The sequence below is a fragment of the Leifsonia sp. NPDC058248 genome (assembly GCF_042881905.1).
Classification (GTDB): Bacteria; Actinomycetota; Actinomycetes; order Actinomycetales; family Microbacteriaceae; genus Leifsonia.
In genome coordinates this window covers 117847-139481 of record NZ_JBHVXB010000010.1, presented here as the reverse complement: position 1 = coordinate 139481, position 21635 = coordinate 117847, and the positions used below count along the sequence as shown (strand labels likewise).

Here is a 21635-nt window from a genome sequence, read left to right as displayed (position 1 = left end):
TTGAGTTCTCAAGGATCGGACGCTCCCAGTTTTCAGCCTCTCGGCTTGCTCCCTGGGGCAACTTCTCTACCTTACCACTCTCAGTCAGTTTGTCAAGTCGACCGTTTCGCGTTCTCGCGGCGGCCCTTCTGGACGCAACCGTTTCACACGATCCGAGTCGGTTAGACCTGCTCAGTGAGTGGGGTTTATATCCTAAGCATTGAGGGCGCACTGAAACAAGTTCGGTTTGCCGCTAAGCTTTGGATTTGGTCCCTCTTGAGGCCGGGAAGCTCTTCCGCTTCCCGCACCTTTGGGGTGACAAGTGATTACTTTACGCAGGTCCCCAGGGGCTCGCAAATCCGGCTTGCAGCCCGGGCGTGTCGCACCGCGACTTCCGCGTGATTCCGCGGAACCGGGCGGCTCGTGAGGCGTTTCCTCCGCTCGGGGAGCCCCGAAACCACCGGCACAACGCACCTGCGGCGTGCGCGAACCAGGCAGATCCGCGTCCTCGCGGCGAGCGCCCGCCCGAGAAACTGCGGCGATGCGGGGACGGCGGTGTTCCGCGTTCGTCGTGTCGGCACGGGCATCCGGAGCTGCGCGAGCATCCGGCGCGGTTCGAGCATCCGGGGCTGCTCGAGCATCCGGGGCTGCTCGAGCATCCGGAGCTGCTGCGGGTGATGGCCGGCGCTGATCGACGCGGGGCGCGAGAGATCGGGGTCTAGAGACCCGAGTACGCGTGAAGGCCCTTGAAGAACACGTTCACGATGCCGAAGTTGAACATCACGGCGGAGAATCCGATGATCGCCAGCCACGCTGAACGCGAGCCGCGCCATCCGCGGGTGGCGCGGGCGTGGATGTATCCGGCGTAGATCACCCAGATGATGAACGTCCAGACTTCCTTGGTGTCCCAGCCCCAGTAACGGCCCCAGGCCTTTTCGGCCCAGACGGCCCCCGCGATCAGAGTGAAGGTCCAGGCGATGAAGCCGACGATGTTCACTCGGTAGGCGAGGTTCTCGAGGGTCTTCGATCCCGGAAGGGTCGCGAGGAACTTGAACTGCTGCGGCACCGACTCGGCGATCTGGCGTTCGCGACGGTACTGCAGGAGTTGCAGCCCGGAGAGGGCGAAACCGAGCGCGAAGAACGCCGTGCCTGTGATGGCGACGATGATGTGCAGCACGAGCCAATACGACTGCAGTGCCGGCTGAAGGGGAACGACCGGGACGTAGTAGCGCACCAGCGCTATGCCGAGCAGGATCAGCACGAGCCCGAGCACGAAGGTGCCGAGGTACTTCAGGTCGAGTTTGAGGTTGACCGCGAGGAACACTCCGATGATGACGAGCGTGCCCGTCATGGAGAACTCCCACATGTTGGCCCACGGAACGCGGTCCGCCGCGATCCCCCGCAGCACCGTTGCCGCGAGGTGGAAGGCGAACCCGACGATCGTGACGATGAACGCGATCCGCATGCTCAGCGAGACCGGCCCGCCGTTGTCGACGTCGTCCTGCACCCTCGAACTGATCCGGGAGCTCAACCGTGTGAGCGTCGCCGTCGCTCCGCGATCGCCCCCGCCGCCGGCCGCTTCCGCGGTCACGACCGTGGGCGCCGCACCCGCCGACGATGCCGACTCGGACTGTGCCGACGCGGACTGCGCTGAGGCGCGCCTGCTCACCGCGCTCGGCACGACAGCCGCCTCTTCCGCTGTCGCCCGCGCCCCCCGGCGCGCGAGATCGAGCGCGAACGCGATGAACGCGACCACATAGATGCCCATGGCCGCGTAGATCAGAACGGTCGAGAGCTGAGCGAGGGTGTCAGTCACGGTGTAAGCCTAAGTGTTTTCTGTTCGCGTCGGTGCCGGTGTCCGGGTGAGTGCGGCGGAGTGCTGCTCGGCGATCTCCGCGATCGCCGACTCGAGGTTCGGGTCTTCCCCTCGGGCCAGTCCCGCGTACTCGAGGGTGAGCGAGCCGTCGCGGTTCGGGACGACCTTGACCCAGATGCGCCGGCGCGGCACGAACAGCGACGTGAGGAGGCCGCCGAGGATCAGGATCGCGAACAGCAGCACCCAGCCCTGCGCCGGATCGTGATGGATGTCGAGGCCCACGTAGCGTTCGATGCCGTCCACCGATACGGAGCCGAGCCCGTTCGGGAGCTGGACCGTCTGGCCCGGTGCGATCTCGAGCGACTTGGTGTCGGTCCCGGGCCCGGCGACCTGCGTCAGCTTGTCCGTATTGAGGCTGTAGACGTTCTGGGGGACGCCTTTGTCGAGTCCGAGGTCGCCGACGTACACGTTGAGGGTGACGAGCGGATCCCGCAGGCCGGGGAAGATCGACGTCATCGCCCCGGCGGCCGTCTGGCTCTCCCCCTTCGTCGGATAGAAGAAGCCGGTCATGCCCACCTGCTTGGCGAGGCCATCCGGGATCTTGATCGTTCCCAGCGAGGTGTTGTTCGGATCCTGGACGAAGAACGGGACCGAGTCCTGGAAGACCACCTTGCCCCCGGGGTCGCGCACGGTGATCGTGGGCGCGTAGCCGTTGCCGAGCAAGTAGACGTTGGTCCCCCCGATGGCGAGAGGATCGTTCACCTTGATGGTCTCCCGACGGGGTGCGGAGCCGGGCTCGGTGGCCGTGACGTGCGCCGTGTAGTCGAGGGGGGTCCCGATGGCGTTCTTGTTCTTGGTCTCGTAGGTGACGTCGAGCTTGTCGACCCGGACGGAGAACGGTTCCAGGGAGCTGTCGCTGAAGAAGCGGCCCGGGTTGAACGTGTTGTAGGACGGGAGGCTGTTGACGAAGGTCTGCCCGACCACGACGACCTTCTGACCGGTGAAGCCGAAGCCGCCTCCCAGGCCGACGGTGAGGAGCACGCCGACCAGGGCCGTGTGGAAGACGAGGTTGCCGGTCTCGCGGAGGTAGCCGCGCTCGGCCGAGACGGACGTCGACGTCGCGTCTTCGTAGAGCGCGACCCGGTAGCCGGCCTTGCGGAGCAGGTCGCGGGCGACGCCGATCGGTTCCGGTCCGTCAGCCGCCGGGCCGGCCGGGACCAGCCGGGCGCGGAAGCCGGCCATCCGGGTCAGGCGGATCGGGGTGCGAGGGGGCTTGGCGCGCAGCGCGTCGAAGTGGTGCTTGGTGCGCGGGATGATGCAGCCGACCAGCGAGGCGAACAGCAGCAGGTAGATGGCCGAGAACCAGACCGAGGTGTAGACGTCGAACGCCTGCAGTTTGTCGAGGAAGGGCGCGATGTCCGGGTGGTCGGTGAAGTACTTGGTGACACCGTTCGGGTCGGAGCTGCGCTGCGGGACGAGCGAGCCGGGCACGGCGGCGACCGCGAGCAGCAGAAGGAGGAACAGCGCGGTGCGCATGCTCGTGAGCTGCCGCCAGGCCCAGCGCAGCCACCCGACGAAGCCCAGCTTGGGCTGGACGACGCCGGGATCCTCGCGCGGGGGCGCGGAGTCGATGTGGTCAGAGGGCCGGCTCAAAGCCTTGGATCACCGCCAGGAATTGCGACATCAGGGCGCTCCACAGGCCGGTCGCCATCAGGATCCCGATGATGACCAGCAGAACGCCGCCGATGATGTTGATGGCACGGATGTGCCGTTTGAGGAATGCCACCGACCCCGCCACCCAGTCGAAGCCGAGGGCGACGAGGAGGAACGGGATGCCGAGGCCGATGCAGTAGAAGAGTCCGAGCAGTGCTCCGCGCCACGGTGAGCCGGTGCCCACGCTCAGAGCGCTGATGGCCGCGAGGGTCGGGCCGATGCAGGGCGTCCAGCCGAGGCCGAAGACGATGCCGAGCAGCGGGGCGCCGATGAATCCGGTCGCCGGGCGCCACGACGGTTTGATCGTGCGCTGCAAGAAGGAGAACTGCCCGATGAAGACCAGCCCCATCACGATGACGAAGACACCCAGGATGCGCACGACGATGTCCTGCCAGCGCACAAGCCACAACCCGAGCGCGCCGAACGCCGCACCGTAGGCGACGAAGACGATCGCGAACCCGAGAATGAACAGGGCGACGCCCGTCAGCAGGCGGGATTTGTCGCGCTTGGCGCCGGGATCGCTGAACCCGCCGACGTACGCCAGATAGCCCGGCACCAGTGGCAGCACGCACGGCGACGCGAACGACACCAGTCCGGCCAGCACAGCGATGGGCAGCGCCAGCAACAGCTGCCCGCTGAAGACGATCTCTCCGATGCTTCCCACGTCAGTCGGTCTCGGCCAGCGCGTCGCTGATCAGACTGTCCAGGATGCTGCGGTCGGGGATGCCTCCGAGGATGCGGGCGGCGACGCGCCCCTTCTTGTCGATGACCAGGGTCGTCGGCGTCGCCTTCGGCGGGACCGTCTTGCTGAAGGCGAGCAGCACGGAGCCGGTGTCGCGGTCGAGGACGGACGGATACGTCACGCCTTTGTCCTTCTCGAAGCTGGCGGCCGTGCTCTGGGTGTCGTAGAGGTTGACGCCGAGGAAGCCGACGCCGTCTGCCTTGTACTTCGTGTAGAGCGACTGGAGATCGGGGGCCTCGAGGCGGCAGGGCGGGCATCCGGCGTACCAGAAGTTGACCACGAGGACCTTGCCGGCGTACTGCTTGGACGAGACCGTCTCGCCGTCGCCGGTCTTTCCCTCGAAGGACACCGCGGCACCGCGGTCGGCGGCAGCGAACTCGCTGACCGAGCCGTCGCCGGCGATGTAGTTCTGTCCGGTGCCGGCGCGGTACTGCTCTGCCAGCTTGTCGGTGGTGCAGCCGCTGAGCGCGAGGCCGGCGGATGCGACGAGCGCGACGACCGGGATCAGCAGACGAAGACGGTGCTTCACACGGCCCCCACATCGGTGGCGGTGGCGTTGAGGGAGGCGGCCGGGTCGGCGTAGCCCGCCTCGACGAGGCGGAGGACCGGCGTGCCTGCCTCCACGGGTACAGGCACGGCAGATGGCGCGGAGCCGGCCGACGTCGCAGTCACGGCTGCGGGCGCGGGCGAAGCGCCTGGCGCGGTGTTCTCCGGCTGCGCAGGCGGCTCGGCGGTGCGCTCGAGCGTGGTGATGCTCGAGAGCGCACAGCGGCGCTTGCGCGGATCGTGCCAGAACCGCTCGCCCGAAACGGACAGGTGGGCGACCCAGATGGGCAACTGGTGACTGACGAGCACGACATCTCCCCCGTCGACCGAGTCGAAGGCGTCGTCGATCGCGGCGAGCATCCGCTTCTCGATGCTCGTGTATGCCTCGCCCCAGGTCGGCCTCAGCGGGTTGACGAGATAGGGCCAGTTGATCGGATTGCGGAGGGCGCGCTTCATGACGGTGCCCTCGAAGTGATTGGTCGGCTCGATGATGCGTTCGTCGAACTCGGGGTCGAGCGCGAACAGCGCAGCGATCGGCGCCGCCGACTCCCGGGTGCGCTGCAGCGGCGAGACGCGCAGGCCGGCGATGGTTCGCCCGCGGGAGCGGAGGTCTTCGGCGGCCATTGCGGCCATGCGGTGACCGAGCTTGGAGAGGCCGAAGCCCGGCAGCCTGCCGTACAGGATGCCGTCGGGGTTGAACACCTCTCCGTGACGGACGAGATGGACTTGGCTTGCTACCACCGCCCCAGTCTACGGAGGCGTTTGCCTTGAATTCACTGAGCGTCGGGTCGGGCGTCGACCGGAAGGCCCGTTCGGCCGGTAGTGGCGGACGGTAGGCTAGTGCCTCGTGACTGCTCGAGTATTGATCAAGGACCTGGCCGCCTCTCCCGACGGACCCGTGACCGTCGCCGGCTGGGTGGAGACCGTTCGCGACCAGAAGAAGGTGCAGTTCGTCGTCCTCCGCGACGAGACCGGCGCCGTTCAGCTCGTAAACCCGCGCAACGTCGACGCCGACGGCGTCGTGATCGCCGACGAGCCGGCCACCACCATCTCCGGCCTCGCGCAGGGAAGCTTCGTGACCGCGACCGGCGAGCTCAAGCACGACGAGCGCGTGAAGCTCGGCGGCATCGAGATCAAGCTGGCCTCGCTGGACGTCGCGACCGCGGCGATCCCCGAGACCCCGATCGCGGCCGACAGCGGCATCGACAAGCGCATGGACTGGCGCTTCCTCGACCTGCGGGAGCCGAAGAACAACCTGATCTTCCGCATCCAGACCACCTTCGAGCACGCACTGCGCGAGTACTGGGTGAACAACGACTTCATCGAGATCCACACGCCCAAGCTCATGGCGAGCCCGAGCGAATCGCGTGCCGAGCTGTTCGAGGTGGACTACTTCGACAACACGGCTTACCTCTCGCAGAGCCCGCAGTTCTTCAAGCAGATGGCCCAGTCGGCCGGGTTCGGGAAGATCTTCGAGATCGGCCCGGCGTTCCGCGCCGACCCGAGCTTCACCAGCCGGCACGCGACGGAGTTCACGAGCGTCGACACCGAGCTCAGCTGGATCGACAGCCACGAAGACGTGATGACCCTGCACGAGAACCTCATCGTCGCCGGGTTCACCGCTGTCAAGGAGAAGCACGGCGAGCAGATCAAAGAGCTGTTCGACGTCGAGGTCGTCGTGCCGAGCACGCCTTTCCCGCGCATCCCGCTGGCCGAGGCGAAGAGGATCGTGGCCGAGCGCGGCTACGAGGTCCCGCGTCACGACGACGACATGGATCCGGAGGGCGAGCGTCAGATCTCGGCGTACGTCAAGGAGACCTACGGGCACGAGTTCGTGTTCCTCACCGACTACGCGTCGAGCATCCGGCCGTTCTATCACATGCGTCATGACGGCGACGCCTCGCTCACCAACAGCTACGACCTCATCTTCAACGGTGTGGAGATCTCGACGGGGGCTCAGCGCGAGCACCGGGTGGAGATCTTGGAGGAGCAGGCGCGCGAGAAGGGTCTCGACCCCGAGGAGCTCGGGTTCTACCTCGACTTCTTCCGCTACGGCGTTCCGCCGCACGGCGGCTTCGGCATGGGCCTCGCCCGCGTGCTGATGCTCATGCTGCACCTGGCGAACCTGCGTGAGACGACGTACCTCTTCCGCGGACCGACGCGCCTGCTGCCGTAGCCCGAGGGGGCAGGGCCATCCAGTCGTCGCCCGCGACGAGGATGTGACCGAGGAAGCGGATGCCGATGGTGGCCGCCGCCTGGTCGAGCCGCCTCGTGGTCGCCACGTCGGCGACGCTGGCGTCGAGCGTTCCCCCCGGATGATTGTGCGCGACCGCGAAGGAACGGCCGCCGCGCGCGAGCACGGCTTGGAGCACCTCGGCGGGCTCGACGTTGACCTGGTCGACGCCGCCGTCACGCAGGAGGACGACCTCGATGGGCCGCGCTGCCCGATCGGCGACGACGGCCACGAAGCGCCCGGTGTCGCGATGGACCAGCTCGGGCAGGACGATGCGCGCGACGGCGTCGTGGTCGACGAGTCTCGCCCACGCCTTGGAGGTTCCCGCCCGGCGCCAGATCTCGATGATCGCGACGAGTCGACCCGCCGTCGCGGGGCCGACGCCCGCCAGGTTCTCGAGGCGGGCGTAGTCCATGGTCGCCAGACCGGGAAACCGCCGGTTCTGCGCAGGATCGACCGCGCGAAGGCGATGACGTTCTGACCGGGCTGGCCCGAGCCGAGGACGAGGGCGAGCACTTCGTCATCGGTGAGCGACCCGACGCCGAGGCGCCGCATCCGCTCGCGTGGCCTGTCGTGATGCGGGATGTCCGCAAGAGGCACCTCCTCGTGGTCTGGCAACGTGACGTCTGGGGACATGACGTCCACGCTAGGAAGGACGGGATGCGAGGTGGTCGGCCGCCCACGATCTGTGCACAACTCGAGCCTGTGGAGACTCGCAGACGAGCCGCGTCCCACAGGTCGCGGAGCCCACGTCGCGGAGGGGCTCCGGGTGTGAGATGGTGAAGGGAGCAGGCCACAAGCCGGCCGAACGAGGCAACGAAGGAGTCGCCATGAACAGTCCACGAGACGTGGTCATCCTGTCCGCAGCACGCACCCCGCAGGGCAAGATCAAGGGGTCGCTGGCATCGCTGAGCGCAGTCGAACTGGGAGCCGTCGCGCTCCGCCGGGCGCTCGAACGCTCCGGAGTGGCGCCGGACGCGGTGGACGCTGTGATCTTCGGCCAGGTCCTGCAGGCGGGCGCCGGCCAGAACCCCGCCCGGCAGACGTCGATCGCCGCGGGACTCGGCTGGAACGTGCCCACGGTGACGATCAACAAGGTGTGCCTGTCCGGCCTGGCGGCCGTGACCGACGCCGCCCGCCTCATCCGGGCCGGAGAAGCCGAGGTCGTGGTGGCGGGCGGGCAGGAGTCGATGACGAACGCTCCGCACGTGCTGCCGGGGTCACGTCTGGGCTGGACCTACGGCTCGATCACCGCGCTCGACTCCGCCGCGCACGACGGGCTGACGGACGCCTTCGACGGGATCTCGATGGGAGAGTCGACGGAGCGCTACACCCGCAAGCTCGGGCTGACGCGCGAGGCCCAGGACGCGTTCGCGGCGTCGTCCCACCAGCGGGCCGGGCGGGCAGCCGCGTCGGGTGTGTTCGACGACGAGATCGCTCCGGTGAGCATCCCGCAGCGCCGCGGCGAGCCGGTGGTGGTGTCGGCGGACGAAGGAGTGCGCCCGGACTCGACCGCCGAGACGCTGGCCCGGCTTCGGCCGAGCTTCACCGAGGACGGCACCCTGACGGCCGGCAACTCGTCGCCGCTGAGCGACGGCGCGGCGGCACTCGTGCTGACCAGCCGGGAGAACGCCGAGCGGCTCGGGCTCGAGTGGCTCGCCGTCGTCGGCGCGAGCGGTCAGGTGGCCGGGCCCGACAACTCTCTGCACTCGCAGCCGTCGCACGCCATCGAGGCGGCGCTCGCGAAGACGGACTGGGCGGTCGGCGACCTCGACTTCGTGGAGATCAACGAAGCCTTCGCGGCGGTCGCGCTGCAGTCGATGGCCGACCTGGGGCTCGACGACGAGAAGGTGAACATCCACGGCGGGGCGATCGCGATCGGGCATCCGATCGGGGCGTCGGGTGCGCGGCTGGCCGGACATGCCGCGCACGAGCTCGCACGGCGCGGGTCGGGGCGCGCCGCGGTGTCGCTCTGCGGCGGCGGCGGACAGGGCGAGGCACTGCTGCTCTGGAGGTGAGGCGCCCAGAGCGCCGGCGGGACGGGCGCCGCTAGCGCGACAGGTGGCGCTCGGCGGCGCCGGTGTAGAGCGAGAGCGGCCGGATGAGCGAGTTGGCGGCGTACTGCTCGAAGACGTGCGCGGTCCAGCCGGCGACGCGAGCGGCCGCGAAGAGCGGCGTGAACGTCTCGGTATCGAAGCCCATCAGGCTGTAGGCCGGACCGGACGGGTAGTCGAGGTTGGGCTTGATGTTCTTGCGGTCGCCCATCGCCTTCTCCAGCGTGTCGTAGAGGTCGAGCATGTCCTGCCGGTCGTAGTGCTCGGCCAGCTTCTCGAGGGCCGCCTTCATCGTCGGCACCCGCGAGTCGCCGTTCTTGTAGACGCGGTGGCCGAATCCCATGATCTTGCGCTTCTCAGCGAGGGCGGCATCCAGCCACGCTTCGGCCCGCTCGGCCGACCCGATCTCGTCGAACGTGTGCATCACCGCTTCGTTCGCGCCGCCGTGGAGCGGGCCCTTGAGGGCGCCGATCGCACCGGTCACGGCCGAGTAGACGTCGGAGAGGGTGGAGGCGATCACCCGCGCCGTGAAGGTGGACGCATTGAAGGAGTGCTCGGCGTACAGCACCAGCGAGACACGGAAGGCGTCGACGACGACGTCATCCGGTATCTCCCCGAACGTCATCCACAGGAAGTTGCGTGAGTAGTCGAGGTCGTCGCGGGGCTCCACGGCGGGAAGGCCGTGGCGGCGGCGCTGGTCGTAGGCGACGATCGTCGGCAGCTGGGCGAGGAGGTAGACCGCCCGGCCGTCGTTGAGCTCCGGGTCGAGGATGCCGTCGGCCTGGTGCAGGGTGGCGTCGAGGCCGCCGAGCTGGCTGACCGCGCTGCGCACCACATCCATCGGGTGCGCGGTGAGCGGGACGTCGTCGATGATCCGCTTCGTGCGCTCGTCCAGCGGGCGCAGCGAACGCTCGAGCGACTCGAACGCGGCGAGCTCGTCGTCGCCCGGCAGCTCGCCGTGCCACAGCAGGTAGGCCACCTCCTCGAAGGAGCAGTGCTCGGCCAGTTCCTGAACGGGGTATCCGCGATAGAGAAGGGAGTTGGTCTCGGGGTTGACGCTCGAGACCGCGGTGGTGTCGACCACGACACCGGCCAGGCCCTTGTGGATCTCCGGATCGGTCATGCTGCTCCCTCGCTGCAGTCGGTCGTCAACGCCGGACCTCGAAGTTGTACACCGACGTGTCGAACGTGTTGTATCCCTCGTAGTCAATCAGGTCGTACAGTTCCGCGCGATGCTGCATCTCGCCGAGCTTCGGTTCGAGGGTTCCGCTCTCGAGCAGCTGGTCGAGTCCGCGCTCCGCGGCGCCCATGGCGAGCCGCAGCAGCGAGACCGGCCAGATGACGATGTTGACGCCGACGTCGCGCAGCTGGTCGACCGTGAACAGGTCGCTCTTGCCGAATTCGGTCATGTTGGCCAGCATCGGCACGTCGATGGCGTTGCGCACCGCCTCGAACTCGGAGAGGTCGGCCATCGCCTCGGGGAAGATCGCGTCGGCCCCGGCGTCGACGAGCGCCTTGGCGCGGTCGATCGCCGCGTCGAGGCCTTCGACGGCCCGGATGTCGGTGCGCGCCATGATCAGCAGGTTCGGGTCGCGACGCGCGTCGGCGGCGGCCCGGATGCGCTTCAGGGCCGTGTTCTCGTCGACCACCTGCTTGCCGTCGAGATGTCCGCAGCGCTTGGGGTTGACCTGGTCTTCGATGTGGAGGCCGGCGACCCCCGCGTCTTCGAGGGTCTGCACGGTGCGCGCCACGTTCATGGGCTCGCCGAACCCCGTGTCCGCGTCGACGAGGGCGGGCAGGTCGGTCATCCGGGTGATCTGAGCGGATCGCCCCGCGACCTCGGTGAGCGTGGTGAGGCCGATGTCGGGGAGTCCGAGGTCCGCACTCAGCACGGCGCCCGAGATGTACACGCCCTCGAAGCCCTTGCGCTCGATGAGGCGGGCGGAGAGGGGATTGAATGCTCCGGGCATCCGGATCAGCTCGCCGGAGTTCAGGCGGGCGCGGAACGCCGCGCGCTTCTCGTGCGCGGGAACGGTGGAGTACAGCATCAGAAGAGTCCCTTCGGGGCCGGGACGGTCGCCAGCAGCCCCGGCTTGGCCGTGATGGTGAGGCCGCCCAGTTCGGCGGCGGTGAGCTGGGGGAGGCGTTCGGCGAGGGCGAGGAAGCGGTCGATCTCGGCCTCCTCGAGCACGTCGGCGGCGAGCATCCGGAACTTGGCGACGTAGTCGGCGCGGGCGAACGGACGGGCGCCGAGCGGGTGGGCGTCGGCGACGGCGATCTCGTCGACGATCACCGTCCCGTCGGTCAGCGTGATCTCGACGCGGCCGCCGAACCCCTTCTCGGCGGGGTCGTTCGAGTGGTAGCGGCGGGTCCATTCCGGGTCTTCGGTCGTGGTGACCTTGTGCCACAGCTCGACGGTGTCCGGCCGGCCGGCGCGCTCGGGGAGGTAGGACTCGACATGGTGCCAGCCGCCGTCCTGCAGCGCGACGGTGAAGATGTACGGGATGGAGTGGTCGAGCGTCTCACGGGAGGCCGCGGGGTCGTACTTCTGCGGGTCGCCGGCGCCGGACCCGATCACGTTGTGCGTGTGGTGCGACGTGTGGATGAGGATGCTCGCGACGTTCGCGGGGTCGGCGGCCTCCGGATGCTCGCGGTGCAGCCTGCGGGCGAGGTCGATCCAGGCCTGCGCCTGGTATTCGGCCGAATGCTCCTTGGTGTAGCTGTCGAGGATGGCGCGTTTCGCCTCCCCCGGCTCGGGCAGGAGGACGTCGTAGCTCGCGTCCGGTCCGTCGAGCAGCCAGGCGATCACGCCGTCTTCGCCCTCGTAGATCGGGGTGGGGCTGGTCTCGCCGCGCATCGCCCGGTCGATCGCCTCGACCGCCATCTTTCCCGCGAAGGCGGGTGCGTGGGCCTTCCAGCTGGAGATCTCGCCTTTGCGGGACTGACGGGTGGCCGTGGTCGTGTGGAGCGCCTGGCCGATGGCCTGGAAGATCGTCTCGACCGGCAGTCCCAACAGGGTGCCGATGCCGGCGGCGGCGCTCGGGCCGAGGTGCGCGACGTGGTCGATCTTGTGGGCGTGCAGGCTGATCGCTTTGGCGAGGTCGATCTGGATCTCGTAGCCCGTGGCGACGCCGCGCACCAGTTCGCGACCGCTCAGCCCGAAGGCGCGCGCGGCGTGCTGGGCGACCGCCGCGATCGGCGGGATGTTGTCTCCCGGGTGGGAGTACTCGGCGGCCAGGAAGGTGTCGTGGTAGTCGAGCTCGCGCACGGCGACCCCGTTCGCCCAGGCGGCCCACTCGGGTGAGACGCGCGTGGCGGCGGGCTCGCCGAAGACGGTCGAGCCGTCTTGCGGACGCTCGACGGCCTCGGTCAGCTCCTCGAGCTGCCGGGTGGGCAGCGGATGGGCGAGCGCCTGGGCGCGGGCGCTGACGACGGGCCGTCGGGTGAGCGACGCGGCGGCGACGGCCGCGTTGTCGATGACCCGGTTGATGACCATGTCGGTCACCTCGGGGAGGACCTCGACGGGGTCGGCGGCGACCTCGGCGATCGCCCAGGCGAGCTGGTTCTGGCGGGTGAGGTTTTCGTCGCTGCGGTGCACGCGCACGTTGTGGAGCTTCACACCTCGAACCTACCTGTTCGGGCCGGGCGAGTGGTCGGCAGTACGCTGTGCGCATGGTTCCCCCGTCGTCGCTGCTCGGCTTCGCGCTGGCGTCGCTGGCGCTCATCGTCATCCCCGGTCCCAGCGTGCTCTTCGTGATCGGGCGATCGCTGTCACTCGGCCGCGCCGGCGGGTTGCTCAGCGTGCTCGGCAACGCTCTCGGGATGCTCCCCCTGGTCGCCGCCGTCGCTCTCGGCATCGGCGCGGTGGTGGCCCAGTCGGTGGTCGTGTTCACGATCATCAAGTTCGCCGGAGCCGCGTACCTCGTCTACCTGGGCGTGCAGGCCATCCGGCATCGTCGCCACTCGGCTGTGACCCATGAAGCGGTGCCGCTGCGGAGGTCACGGCTGCGCATCCTGTCGGAGGGTTTCGTGGTGGGCCTCACGAACCCGAAGTCGCTGGTGTTCTTCGTCGCCGTGCTTCCGCAGTTCGTCGACTATTCGGCGGGGTCGATCCCGGTGCAGCTGATGGCGCTGGGCCTGGTGTTCCTGGCGCTGGCCCTGGTGTGCGACAGCGTGTGGGCGCTGGCGGCCGGGACCGCGCGCACCTGGTTCGCCCGCTCCCCGAAGCGCGTGGAGCGCCTCGGGGCGACGGGCGGCGTGATGATGATCGGACTCGGCGGGGTGCTCGCCCTCACGGGCAACAAGCACTGACCGCCGCGTCCGTGACCCGCTTAGATGTCTCCGGCGGTGGCGATCGGCACGAGCACAGCGCGTGCGAGCGTGTGGAAGTGCGCGTTGAAGCCGAGGATCGCCGACGACGACGCGGGGTCGAGGTCGAGCCTCTCGACGTCGAGCGCGTGCACGATCACGTTGTAGTGGTGCGTGCCCGTTCCAGGAGGCGGGCCGGCGCCGGTGAAGCTCTTCGAGCCCAGCTCGTTGGAGAGCATCGCCGCGCCCTGGGGCAGCGATCCGCCGCCCTCGGCGCCCGCTCCCGGCTCAAGCGAGGTCACGGTCGCCGGGATGTTGTAGACGGCCCAGTGCCAGAATCCCGACCCTGTCGGAGCATCCGGATCATGGATGGTGACGGCGAAGCTCTTGGTGCCGGCGGGGAAGCCGCTCCAGCTCAGCTGCGGGGAGATGTCGCCGCCGCCGCCACCGGCGCCCCATTGGGCGCGGCCGAGCGGGCGGTCGTCTGCGATGTCGTCGCTGGTGAGGGTGAACAGGGGCACGGCGCCGAAGCGCGCGAGGGGATCCTTCTCAGTCATGAACTCACCATATGCCCGCTCCCTGAGACGTAGACGTGGGTTGCGGATGACGGCGGAACCGCGCGGGCAGGCCGGCGATCCCCCAGCCGGTGACGCGCAGCATCGCTTCGGCGACGATCCCGCCGGTCATCTTGGAGGCCCCGTGCGTGCGCTCGACGAACGTGATCGGCACCTCGGAGACCCGCAGGCCGGCCTCGTAGGCACGGCGGAGCATGTCGATCTGGAAGCAGTAGCCCTGGCTCTCCACGTCGGCGAAGTGGATGCGGCGCAGCGCGTCGGCCGTGAAGGCGCGGTAGCCCCCGGTCACGTCGCGGGCCGGGATGCCGAGCGCCAGGCGCGAGTACGTGCTTCCGCCGCGCGAGAGCATCCGCCGTCGCGCCGGCCAGTTCTCCACTCCCCCGCCCGGCACCCACCGGGAGCCGAGGACGACATCCGCGCCGCTCGCGCCGGCTCGGGTCGGTTCCGCAGGCTCCGGATGCTCCGGATGCTCCGGCCGCAGCGCGTCGAGCAGGCGGTGCAGCTGCTCGGGCTGGTGCGACCCGTCGGCGTCCATCTCGACGACGCGGGCGTAACCCGAGTCGAGCGCCCAGCGCATCCCGTCGCGGTAGGCCGCGCCCAGTCCCTCTTTTCCCGCGCGGTGCAGCACGTGGATCATCGGGTCGTCCGCGGCGAGCGCGTCCGCCAGCGCACCTGTGCCGTCGGGAGAGTTGTCGTCGACGACGAGGATCTCGACCTCGGGGGCGGCGGCGCGCACGCGGGCCACGATCGTCGTCACGTTCTCGCGTTCGTTGTAGGTGGGGACGATCACGAGGGTGCTCATGGACCCACCTCCTTTTCGGGCGAAACGCACTGTACGCCCCTAAGCATCGCGGATGCGGGTGAAGGAGAGGAAACCGGGGGGCGGTCTGCTGCTGAGAATCCCCACAGCCGGGGCCGCCTACCATGGTGCGGTGCCCGTTCCGAAGATCCTGCTCTACTACGCCTTCACACCGCTCCCCGACCCGGATGCCGTGCGACTGTGGCAGCGCGACCTCTGCGAGTCGCTGGGGCTGCGCGGGCGCATCCTGATCTCCGAGCACGGCCTCAACGGCACCGTCGGCGGCGAACTCACCGCGCTCAAGCGCTACCTGCGCAAGACGAAGGACTATCCGGCCTTCACAGCCCTCGACGTCAAGTGGAGCGAGGGAACCGGGCTCGACGACCAGGGGCTGAGCCTGGACTTCCCCCGCCTGTCGGTGAAGGTGCGGGACGAGATCGTGAGCTTCGGGGCGCCCGGCGAGCTGCGTGTCGACTCCTCCGGCGTGGTCGGCGGCGGGGAACGGCTCGACCCGGTGGGCCTGCACGCTCTCATCGGTCGCCGGGACGACGTGGTGTTCTTCGACGGGCGCAACCGTTTCGAGGCGGAGATCGGCAGGTTCAAGGATGCGGTCGTCCCCGACGTGTCGAACACCCGCGAGTTCGTGGCGGAGCTGGAGAGCGGCAAGTACGACCATCTCAAGGACAAGCCGGTGGTCACGTACTGCACGGGCGGCATCCGCTGCGAGGTGCTCTCGGGCCTGATGCGCTCGCGCGGCTTCGGCGAGGTGTATCAGCTCGACGGCGGTATCGTCCGCTACGGGGAGACCTTCGGCGACGAGGGACTCTGGGAGGGGTCGCTCTACGTCTTCGACGGACGCGGATCGATGGACTTCAGCGACCACGCCGCGGTGCTGGGCCGCTGCGTGGTGTGCGCGACGCCGACGAACCGGATGCGCAACTGCGCCGACCCGTCGTGTCGCGAGCAGCTGGTGGTGTGCGAGGGCTGCGGTGAGTCGGCACCGGATGCCCGCTGCGGCGTCCACGCGGTGTGACGGACATCCCCTCACATTCGCTCTGAGCGATCAGTTCTCCACAGGCTGGCGGGAAACATTGCCGCCTTCGAGGCGTTGCGGCCATCATGAACACCATGGATCCGGTCGCCACCATCGTCTGGATCGTGTCCTTCGTCCTCGTGACGGTCACGGTCACGGGACTGTCGCGCCGTGTCGGCTGGTCGGCGCCGGTGGTGCTCGTGGCGGTCGGTGCGGCCGTGTCGTTCATCCCCGGCGTCCCGCACGTCGAGTTGCAGCCCGAGCTCGTGCTCTACGGGCTGCTGCCGCCGCTGCTGTTCGCCGCCGCGATCCAGACGTCGTTCGTCGACGTCCGTGCCAGGCGTGACGGCATCCTCCTCCTCTCCGTGGGGCTGGTCATCTTCACGGTGGTCGTCGTCGGATTCGCGACGTGGCTGGTGGTGCCGTCGCTGACCCTGGCGGCGGCATTCGCGTTCGGCGCGGTGGTCGCGCCCACCGACACGGTCGCGGTGACGGCGATCGCCGGCCGGCTGCATCTGCCGAGGCGTCTCGTGACCGTGCTCGAAGGCGAGAGCCTGCTCAACGACGCCACGGCGCTCGTCGCCCTCAACGCGACCATCGCGGCGATCGTGAGCGTCATCAATCCGTGGGCGATCGCGGGCGACTTCGTGCTCGCGGTGGTCGTCGGCGTCGCCGTCGGACTCGGGGTCGGCTACCTGCTGGCGATCATCCGGAAGCAGCTCCGGGCTCCGGTGCTCGACACTTCTCTGGGCCTGATCACCCCGTACATCGCGTTCATCCCGGCGCAGTTCCTGCACGGGTCGGGCATCCTCGCGGTGGTCGTCGCCGGGCTCTTCCTGGGTTACCGGTCTCCGACGATCCAGACCGCCGAGGCACGCATCGCCGAGGCGATCAACTGGCGCACGATCCAGTTCCTGCTCGAGAACGCGGTCTTCCTCTTCATCGGGCTGGAGCTGTCGAGCATCCTCAACGGCGCCTTCCGCTCCGGCATCACGGTCCCCCAGACGGTTCTCATCAGCGTCGTCGTGCTGCTGGCGCTGTTCGTCGCCCGGTTCGTGTGGATGGTGTTCACGACGGCCCTCTACCGATACGGCCCGGAGCGTCTGCGCGAACGCGGGTGGAACTGGCCCACGGGCATCGCGGTCTCCTTCGCGGGCATCCGGGGCGTCGTCACGCTGGCCGCGGTGTTCCTGCTGCCCACGGTGACTCCGCACCGGGAATTCCTGCAGTTCCTGGCCTTCGTCGTCGTGGTGGCGACGCTGCTCGAAGGGCTCGCCCTGCCCTGGATCATCCGCCGGCTTCGGCTGCCCCCGCCCGACTTCGCCCAGGAGTCCGGCGAGATGCAGCGCCTGCTCGCCGAAGCGCAGACGGCGGGGCTCGACCACCTGCAGTCCGAGGTCACGGGCGACGAGGACCATCGGGTGATCGAGCGTCTGCGCATCAACGCCGTGTTCCTCTCCGACGCGCTCGAGAATCCGACGCCGGAAGAGACGGAGGACGCCCCGATCGAGTACCAGCGGCTGCGGCGGTCGATGATCAAGGCGGAGCGGCACGCCGTGCTGTCGGCGCGCTCGGAGGGCCGCTACCAGGAGCTCGCTGTGCGGTCGGTGCTGGCGTTTCTCGACGCGGAGGAGGCCGCCCTCAAGTCGGGGCCGCGCAAGCCGATGCTGTGACGGTGGCCGCCCGGGCTAGCGAAGGGTGGTGTCGTCCGCGGGCGCCGTCGAAGACGAGGCGGCGGGAAGCGCCTCCGCGGCTTCGCGACGTTCGCGGCGCGATGGGTGCAGCCGGCGCGCCCAGAGACGGGAGCGCTGCGACGACAGAGCGAGCACGACCAGGATGTCCAAGGGCAGTCCGAGCAGATTGTTGCGCAAGGAGACCTGGGGGCCGCCGTTGAAGAAGTCGATGGCGGCCGCGATCACGAGCAGCGAGCTGAACGACATCGAGGCGATGCGCGCCCAGTTGCTGCCCCGGAAGACCAGTACGGCGAGCACCAGGTAGACGACGACCCCGATCGCCCACACCACCATCACGATCCCCAGGACCAGCTCGACCGTGTGCCGGGTCTGCGGATCAAGCGGGCCGACACTCGGGTCGGCCAGCTGGGACTGGACGAATCTGCGCCAATCGAGCACCGTCAGTGTGATGAACAGCAGAGCAGCGACGACCCGCCAGAGCATCAGCAGGAAGCCGAGGGTGGTGGGGGCGGGCCTCCGGTCGGCCAGGGCGCTCCGCCGGGCAGCCGCCTGATCGGCGACGGCGAGCGCGTTCGAGTCGACCGCGACGGCGCTCACGTCGAGCACCGGCAGATCGCCGTCGGTCTCGATGCTGTCCCCGCCGCCGTTGCGCGAGTGGTAGCCGGTCGAGAAGTCGTGGATGACCTTCACGTCCACGCCGATGCCGGCATCCACGAGCGTCGACACGACATGATCGCGCTCGATGTCGGTGTTGGCGTCGATCTTGTGCGTGACCTGGAGGGTGAACAGCGAGAAGCCGACAGCCCGGTCGAAGGTGCCGGCGGCCATCCAGTCGGCCCGGTGGCCTCCGGGAAGCAGCCAGCCGTCCGGGCACCGCCAGAACCGCACATGATGACGCTTCGACGGGTTGCCGAGCACCTCCTGCTGGTAGGCGATGTCCTGCTGGTGGCCGAACAGGAACAGCGGACTGACCGGCGCCTCGTCGTAGCTGCGGCGCAGCAGGGTCGACGCGATGATCCTCCCGCTCGAGCCGAGGGTGATCGCGTCGGCGCGCGTCCAGCCGGCCTTCGCCATCGCCTCGTCGAGCTGCGCCTCCGTGCCGATGGCGGCCAGGTTGATCGGGTCGCCGAGCAGGCCGTCGCTCGTGCGGGCACGGCCGATGAAGTAGTCGGGGACGTAGATCGAGGTCAGGATGCGGTGCAGGCGCGGCAGAACCAGGTAGGCCAGCAGCAGCCAGAACGCGATGAAGAACAGGATGAGGAACCAGCCCCACCCGAAGCTCTCGGTGAAGGCGATCCACGCCAGCCACACCGCGGCCACGCCGCCGAACACGAAGAACGCGTTGTCGACGGCCGCACTGATCGACCGCGGGCGCGCCGTCGTCGACCGCGTCTTCGGAACCGTGGTCTGCGGCATGGGGCCATCCTACGGCGGGCCGGAGCGCGCCCGTCAGAGACGTCGAAGGCGCAGTAGACCTCCCGGCGTATGGTGAAAACATGAGCGACTTCCGGGCCATCGTGATCGAGCAGGAGACCGAAGCGGGACGCATCCTCGCTCACACCGCGGAGGTCCGGCGGCTCACCGATGCGTTCCTGATGCCGGGAGACGTGACGATCGCAGTCGAGTTCTCCGACCTGAACTTCAAAGACGGCCTCGCCATCGCAGGCAAGCCCGGCGTGGCGCGCGTTTCGCCGCTCATCCCGGGCATCGACCTCGTCGGCACCGTGGAGGAGTCCGCCGACCCGCGCTGGCAGCCGGGCGACCGGGTGGTGCTGAACGGAGACGGCATCGGCGAGAAGCACCACGGCGGACTCGCCGAACGGGCCCGGGTGGGCGGGGATGCGCTGGTGCGGGTGCCCGACGCGCTCAGCAGTGAGCAGGCGGCCGCGATCGGCACGGCGGGGCTGACCGCGATGCTCGCCGTGCTGGCGCTCGAGCGGAACGGTCTCGACCCGGACGGCGTGCGCGAGCACGGGTCGAGCGTGCTGGTCACCGGAGCGGCGGGCGGCGTCGGTTCGGTGGCCGTCGCGATCCTCTCGCGACTGGGCTACCCGGTCACCGCGTCGACAGGGCGGGTCGAGGAGCAGTCGGAGTACCTGACCGGCCTCGGCGCGACCGCGATCATCGACCGCGCCGAGCTCGCCGACCCCGGAAAACCGCTGCAGAGCCAGCGCTGGTCGGGAGCGGTCGACGCCGTCGGAAGCCACACACTCGCCAACGTGCTGGCCCAGACCCGATACGGAGGCACGGTCGCCGCGTGCGGGCTGGCGCAGGGAGGCGACCTCCCGGCCACAGTGATGCCATTCATCCTGCGTGCCGTGACGCTCGTCGGCATCAACTCGGTGGAGGCGCCCCTCGCACTGCGTGAGACCGCCTGGCGACGCCTCGCCACCGACCTCGACCCCGAACTGCTCGCCCGGATGACGACGGTCATCCCGCTGGCCGCCGCCGTCCCCGCGGCCGGCGACATCCTGGCCGGGCGCCTGCGGGGGCGAACCGTCGTCGACGTGCGGGCGTGAGCGGGTCACCCGGCCCGATCGGGTCGGCACAAGCGGCTGCAGCGCGGCTAGGGTCGAGACGTGGACGCGAACGAAGCGGTCTCACGCCGGATGCACGGCCTGGGACTGTGGGGCGGGGCGAGCGCGGGGACACCGGCTGAAGCGGTCAGCCGGCTCGCCGCCATGCAAGGACAGGAGTTCGCGTACGCCCTGTGGGGCACGGCCCAGCGGGTGCGGCGCGCTGGGGGCATCCGGAGCGTCGACGCCCGCGCGATGCGGGCCGCGTTCAACGCCGGCGAGCTGCTGCGCACCCACGCCGTGAGGCCGACCTGGCACCTGCTCGCCCGCGACGACACCGACTGGATGCTGCGCCTGCTCTCCGAGCGGGTGCACGCGGCCAACGCATACATGTACCGCACGACCGGGGTCGACGACGAGGTCGCCCACGCCGGGGAACGGGCGATCGCCGCGGCCGTCGCCGGCGGACCCCGCACGCGCGCCGAATTGACGACGGCGCTCGCCGCAGCCGGCGTCACCGGTGACGGAGTGCGCATCGGCTACGTGCTGATGCGCGCCGAGCTCGACCGGGTGATCGTGAGCGGGCCCCTCCGCGGCCGGCAGCACACGTACGCCGACTACGACGCTCGGGTGCCGGTGCGCGACGCGACCGACCGCGAGCACGACCTCGCCGAGCTGGCGCGCCGGTACTTCCGCACCCGGGGACCGGCCAGCGTGAAGGACTTCGCCCGCTGGTCGGGGCTCACACTCGCGGATGCGCGTCACGGGCACGCCGAGGTGGCATCCGAGCTGGTGAGCGACGCGGTCGAGCATCCGGAGCTCGAGCGGGTGGAGGTGTGGTTCGAGGCCGCCGACGCTCCCGGCGCGCCGGCCAGGCCGCGGCTCGACCTCGTGCAGGGGTACGACGAGTGCGTGATGTCGTATAGCGAGACGCAGGTCCTGCTGTTCGAGGGCACGGATCCGCGCCGCTCGGCGACTCCGACACTCGCGGCCTACCTGCACACGGTCCTGCTCGACGGTCGTCTCGCCGGCCACTGGAAGGCCACCCCCACCCGGTCGGAGGTGCGCATCGATGTGCAGCTCGACGATCCGCTCGACGACGCCGAGGCCGCGGCGCTCGAAGCGGCCGGCACCGACTACGCCGACTACCTGGGGCTGTCGCTCGGCTGAACGGCGAAGCGCGCCCCTAAGCTGACAGCATGATCGTCCTCGCCACGGTTGTCGTGACCCTCGCAGCAGCACTCCACATCGGAATCTTCGTGATGGAGAGCATCGGGTGGACGCGGCCCGCCGTGTGGAAGCGATTCAACGTCGCCTCGCAGGAGGCGGCCGACACGGTTCGCCCGATGGCGTACAACCAGGGGTTCTACAACCTGTTCCTGGCGATCGGCGCCATCGTCGGGCTCATCCTCTACGGGGTCGGGATGCACGCGGCCGGGCTGGCACTCATCCTGTTCACCATGGCGAGCATGGTGGCGGCGGCGATCGTGCTGGTCACCACCGGTCGCGGCTACCTGCGGGCGGCGCTGGTGCAGGGGATCCTCCCGCTCCTCGGCTTCGTGCTCATGCTCTTCTCCTGACCCACACTGCGTTCGGCTCCGCCGCCACGGTCGAGTCCTGAGTTGAT

At 69.2% G+C, this 21635-nt stretch carries 21 protein-coding genes and 1 pseudogene; 9 read left to right on the top strand and 13 right to left on the bottom strand.

Annotated features, from left to right (window positions below):
- The first annotated feature begins 356 nt into the window (after positions 1-356).
- Positions 357-701 carry a hypothetical protein gene (locus tag ACFVV5_RS16440; RefSeq protein WP_387246231.1) on the top strand — a complete coding sequence of 115 codons (345 nt, stop codon included), beginning with the start codon at positions 357-359 and terminating at the stop codon, positions 699-701.
- On the opposite strand, the gene ccsB is transcribed toward ACFVV5_RS16440, so the two are convergent.
- The 5 genes from ccsB to ACFVV5_RS16415 are packed head-to-tail and all read right to left on the bottom strand — an operon-like array spanning position 698 to position 5537.
- Positions 698-1795 (bottom strand): c-type cytochrome biogenesis protein CcsB, encoded by a 1098-nt coding sequence (ccsB, locus tag ACFVV5_RS16435; protein WP_387246229.1) that lies wholly within the window; start codon positions 1793-1795, stop codon positions 698-700. The two genes, ACFVV5_RS16440 and ccsB, sit on opposite strands and share 4 nt — an antisense overlap.
- A gap of 9 nt (positions 1796-1804) precedes the next feature.
- On the bottom strand, positions 1805-3448 hold the full coding sequence (locus ACFVV5_RS16430) for a cytochrome c biogenesis protein ResB (protein WP_387246227.1): 1644 nt from the start codon (positions 3446-3448) through the stop codon (positions 1805-1807).
- Positions 3432-4172: a cytochrome c biogenesis CcdA family protein gene (locus ACFVV5_RS16425; protein WP_387246225.1), complete on the bottom strand. Its 741-nt coding sequence runs from the start codon at positions 4170-4172 to the stop codon at positions 3432-3434. Before ACFVV5_RS16425 ends, ACFVV5_RS16430 begins: the two co-directional genes overlap by 17 nt.
- 1 nt (position 4173) lies before the next feature.
- The gene (locus tag ACFVV5_RS16420) at positions 4174-4779 is read right to left on the bottom strand and encodes a TlpA family protein disulfide reductase (protein ID WP_387246262.1); all 606 of its coding nucleotides are present in this window, start codon (positions 4777-4779) and stop codon (positions 4174-4176) included.
- Positions 4776-5537 carry a histidine phosphatase family protein gene (locus ACFVV5_RS16415; RefSeq protein ID WP_387246223.1) on the bottom strand — a complete coding sequence of 254 codons (762 nt, stop codon included), beginning with the start codon at positions 5535-5537 and terminating at the stop codon, positions 4776-4778. Before ACFVV5_RS16415 ends, ACFVV5_RS16420 begins: the two co-directional genes overlap by 4 nt.
- A gap of 106 nt (positions 5538-5643) precedes the next feature.
- Between ACFVV5_RS16415 and aspS the strand changes: the two genes are divergently transcribed.
- On the top strand, positions 5644-6972 hold the full coding sequence (gene aspS, locus ACFVV5_RS16410) for an aspartate--tRNA(Asn) ligase (protein ID WP_387246221.1): 1329 nt from the start codon (positions 5644-5646) through the stop codon (positions 6970-6972).
- Here aspS and ACFVV5_RS16405 read toward each other — a convergent pair.
- Complete coding sequence (locus tag ACFVV5_RS16405) at positions 6902-7444, bottom strand: JAB domain-containing protein (protein WP_387246219.1); 543 nt, start codon at positions 7442-7444, stop codon at positions 6902-6904. The genes aspS and ACFVV5_RS16405 overlap by 71 nt on opposite strands.
- Before the next feature lie 32 nt (positions 7445-7476).
- Positions 7477-7665, bottom strand: a pseudogene (locus ACFVV5_RS16400) (UPF0758 domain-containing protein); the annotation flags it as partial.
- A gap of 194 nt (positions 7666-7859) precedes the next feature.
- On the opposite strand from ACFVV5_RS16400, the gene ACFVV5_RS16395 reads away from it, so the two are divergent.
- The gene (locus ACFVV5_RS16395) at positions 7860-9047 is read left to right on the top strand and encodes an acetyl-CoA C-acetyltransferase (protein WP_387246217.1); all 1188 of its coding nucleotides are present in this window, start codon (positions 7860-7862) and stop codon (positions 9045-9047) included.
- A 31-nt stretch (positions 9048-9078) separates the two neighbouring features.
- On the opposite strand, the gene ACFVV5_RS16390 is transcribed toward ACFVV5_RS16395, so the two are convergent.
- The 3 genes from ACFVV5_RS16390 to ACFVV5_RS16380 are packed head-to-tail and all read right to left on the bottom strand — an operon-like array spanning position 9079 to position 12702.
- Positions 9079-10206, bottom strand: a complete 1128-nt coding sequence (locus tag ACFVV5_RS16390; RefSeq protein WP_387246215.1) for a bifunctional 2-methylcitrate synthase/citrate synthase — start codon at positions 10204-10206, stop codon at positions 9079-9081.
- Between the two features lie 25 nt (positions 10207-10231).
- Positions 10232-11131 carry a methylisocitrate lyase gene (gene prpB, locus ACFVV5_RS16385; RefSeq protein WP_387246214.1) on the bottom strand — a complete coding sequence of 300 codons (900 nt, stop codon included), beginning with the start codon at positions 11129-11131 and terminating at the stop codon, positions 10232-10234.
- Positions 11131-12702, bottom strand: a complete 1572-nt coding sequence (locus ACFVV5_RS16380) for an MmgE/PrpD family protein (protein ID WP_387246212.1) — start codon at positions 12700-12702, stop codon at positions 11131-11133. Before ACFVV5_RS16380 ends, prpB begins: the two co-directional genes overlap by 1 nt.
- A 53-nt stretch (positions 12703-12755) precedes the next feature.
- Between ACFVV5_RS16380 and ACFVV5_RS16375 the strand changes: the two genes are divergently transcribed.
- Positions 12756-13394, top strand: coding sequence for a LysE family translocator (locus ACFVV5_RS16375; RefSeq protein WP_387246210.1), 639 nt, complete (start codon positions 12756-12758; stop codon positions 13392-13394).
- A gap of 20 nt (positions 13395-13414) precedes the next feature.
- Here ACFVV5_RS16375 and ACFVV5_RS16370 read toward each other — a convergent pair whose 3' ends face one another.
- Positions 13415-13948: a YbhB/YbcL family Raf kinase inhibitor-like protein gene (locus ACFVV5_RS16370; RefSeq protein WP_387246208.1), complete on the bottom strand. Its 534-nt coding sequence runs from the start codon at positions 13946-13948 to the stop codon at positions 13415-13417.
- A gap of 4 nt (positions 13949-13952) precedes the next feature.
- On the bottom strand, positions 13953-14768 hold the full coding sequence (locus ACFVV5_RS16365) for a polyprenol monophosphomannose synthase (protein WP_387246206.1): 816 nt from the start codon (positions 14766-14768) through the stop codon (positions 13953-13955).
- Between the two features lie 130 nt (positions 14769-14898).
- Here ACFVV5_RS16365 and ACFVV5_RS16360 point away from each other — a divergent pair, with 130 nt between their 5' ends.
- Positions 14899-15798: a rhodanese-related sulfurtransferase gene (locus tag ACFVV5_RS16360; RefSeq protein WP_387246204.1), complete on the top strand. Its 900-nt coding sequence runs from the start codon at positions 14899-14901 to the stop codon at positions 15796-15798.
- A gap of 86 nt (positions 15799-15884) precedes the next feature.
- On the top strand, positions 15885-17471 hold the full coding sequence (locus ACFVV5_RS16355; protein WP_387246202.1) for a Na+/H+ antiporter: 1587 nt from the start codon (positions 15885-15887) through the stop codon (positions 17469-17471).
- 15 nt (positions 17472-17486) lie between these two features.
- Here the strand turns inward: ACFVV5_RS16355 and ACFVV5_RS16350 are convergent, their stop codons facing one another.
- Positions 17487-18908 carry an LssY C-terminal domain-containing protein gene (locus ACFVV5_RS16350; RefSeq protein ID WP_387246200.1) on the bottom strand — a complete coding sequence of 474 codons (1422 nt, stop codon included), beginning with the start codon at positions 18906-18908 and terminating at the stop codon, positions 17487-17489.
- A gap of 80 nt (positions 18909-18988) precedes the next feature.
- Between ACFVV5_RS16350 and ACFVV5_RS16345 the strand changes: the two genes are divergently transcribed.
- From ACFVV5_RS16345 to ACFVV5_RS16335, 3 genes are read left to right on the top strand one after another with little or no spacing between them, the layout of a single operon-like run.
- The gene (locus tag ACFVV5_RS16345) at positions 18989-20011 is read left to right on the top strand and encodes an MDR family oxidoreductase (RefSeq protein WP_387246198.1); all 1023 of its coding nucleotides are present in this window, start codon (positions 18989-18991) and stop codon (positions 20009-20011) included.
- Positions 20012-20071: 60 nt separating this feature from the next.
- Positions 20072-21178 (top strand): winged helix DNA-binding domain-containing protein, encoded by a 1107-nt coding sequence (locus tag ACFVV5_RS16340; protein ID WP_387246196.1) that lies wholly within the window; start codon positions 20072-20074, stop codon positions 21176-21178.
- Positions 21179-21207: 29 nt separating this feature from the next.
- Entirely contained in the window at positions 21208-21588 is a 381-nt protein-coding gene (locus tag ACFVV5_RS16335) for a DUF1304 domain-containing protein (RefSeq protein WP_387246194.1), read from the top strand.
- Positions 21589-21635 lie beyond the last annotated feature (47 nt).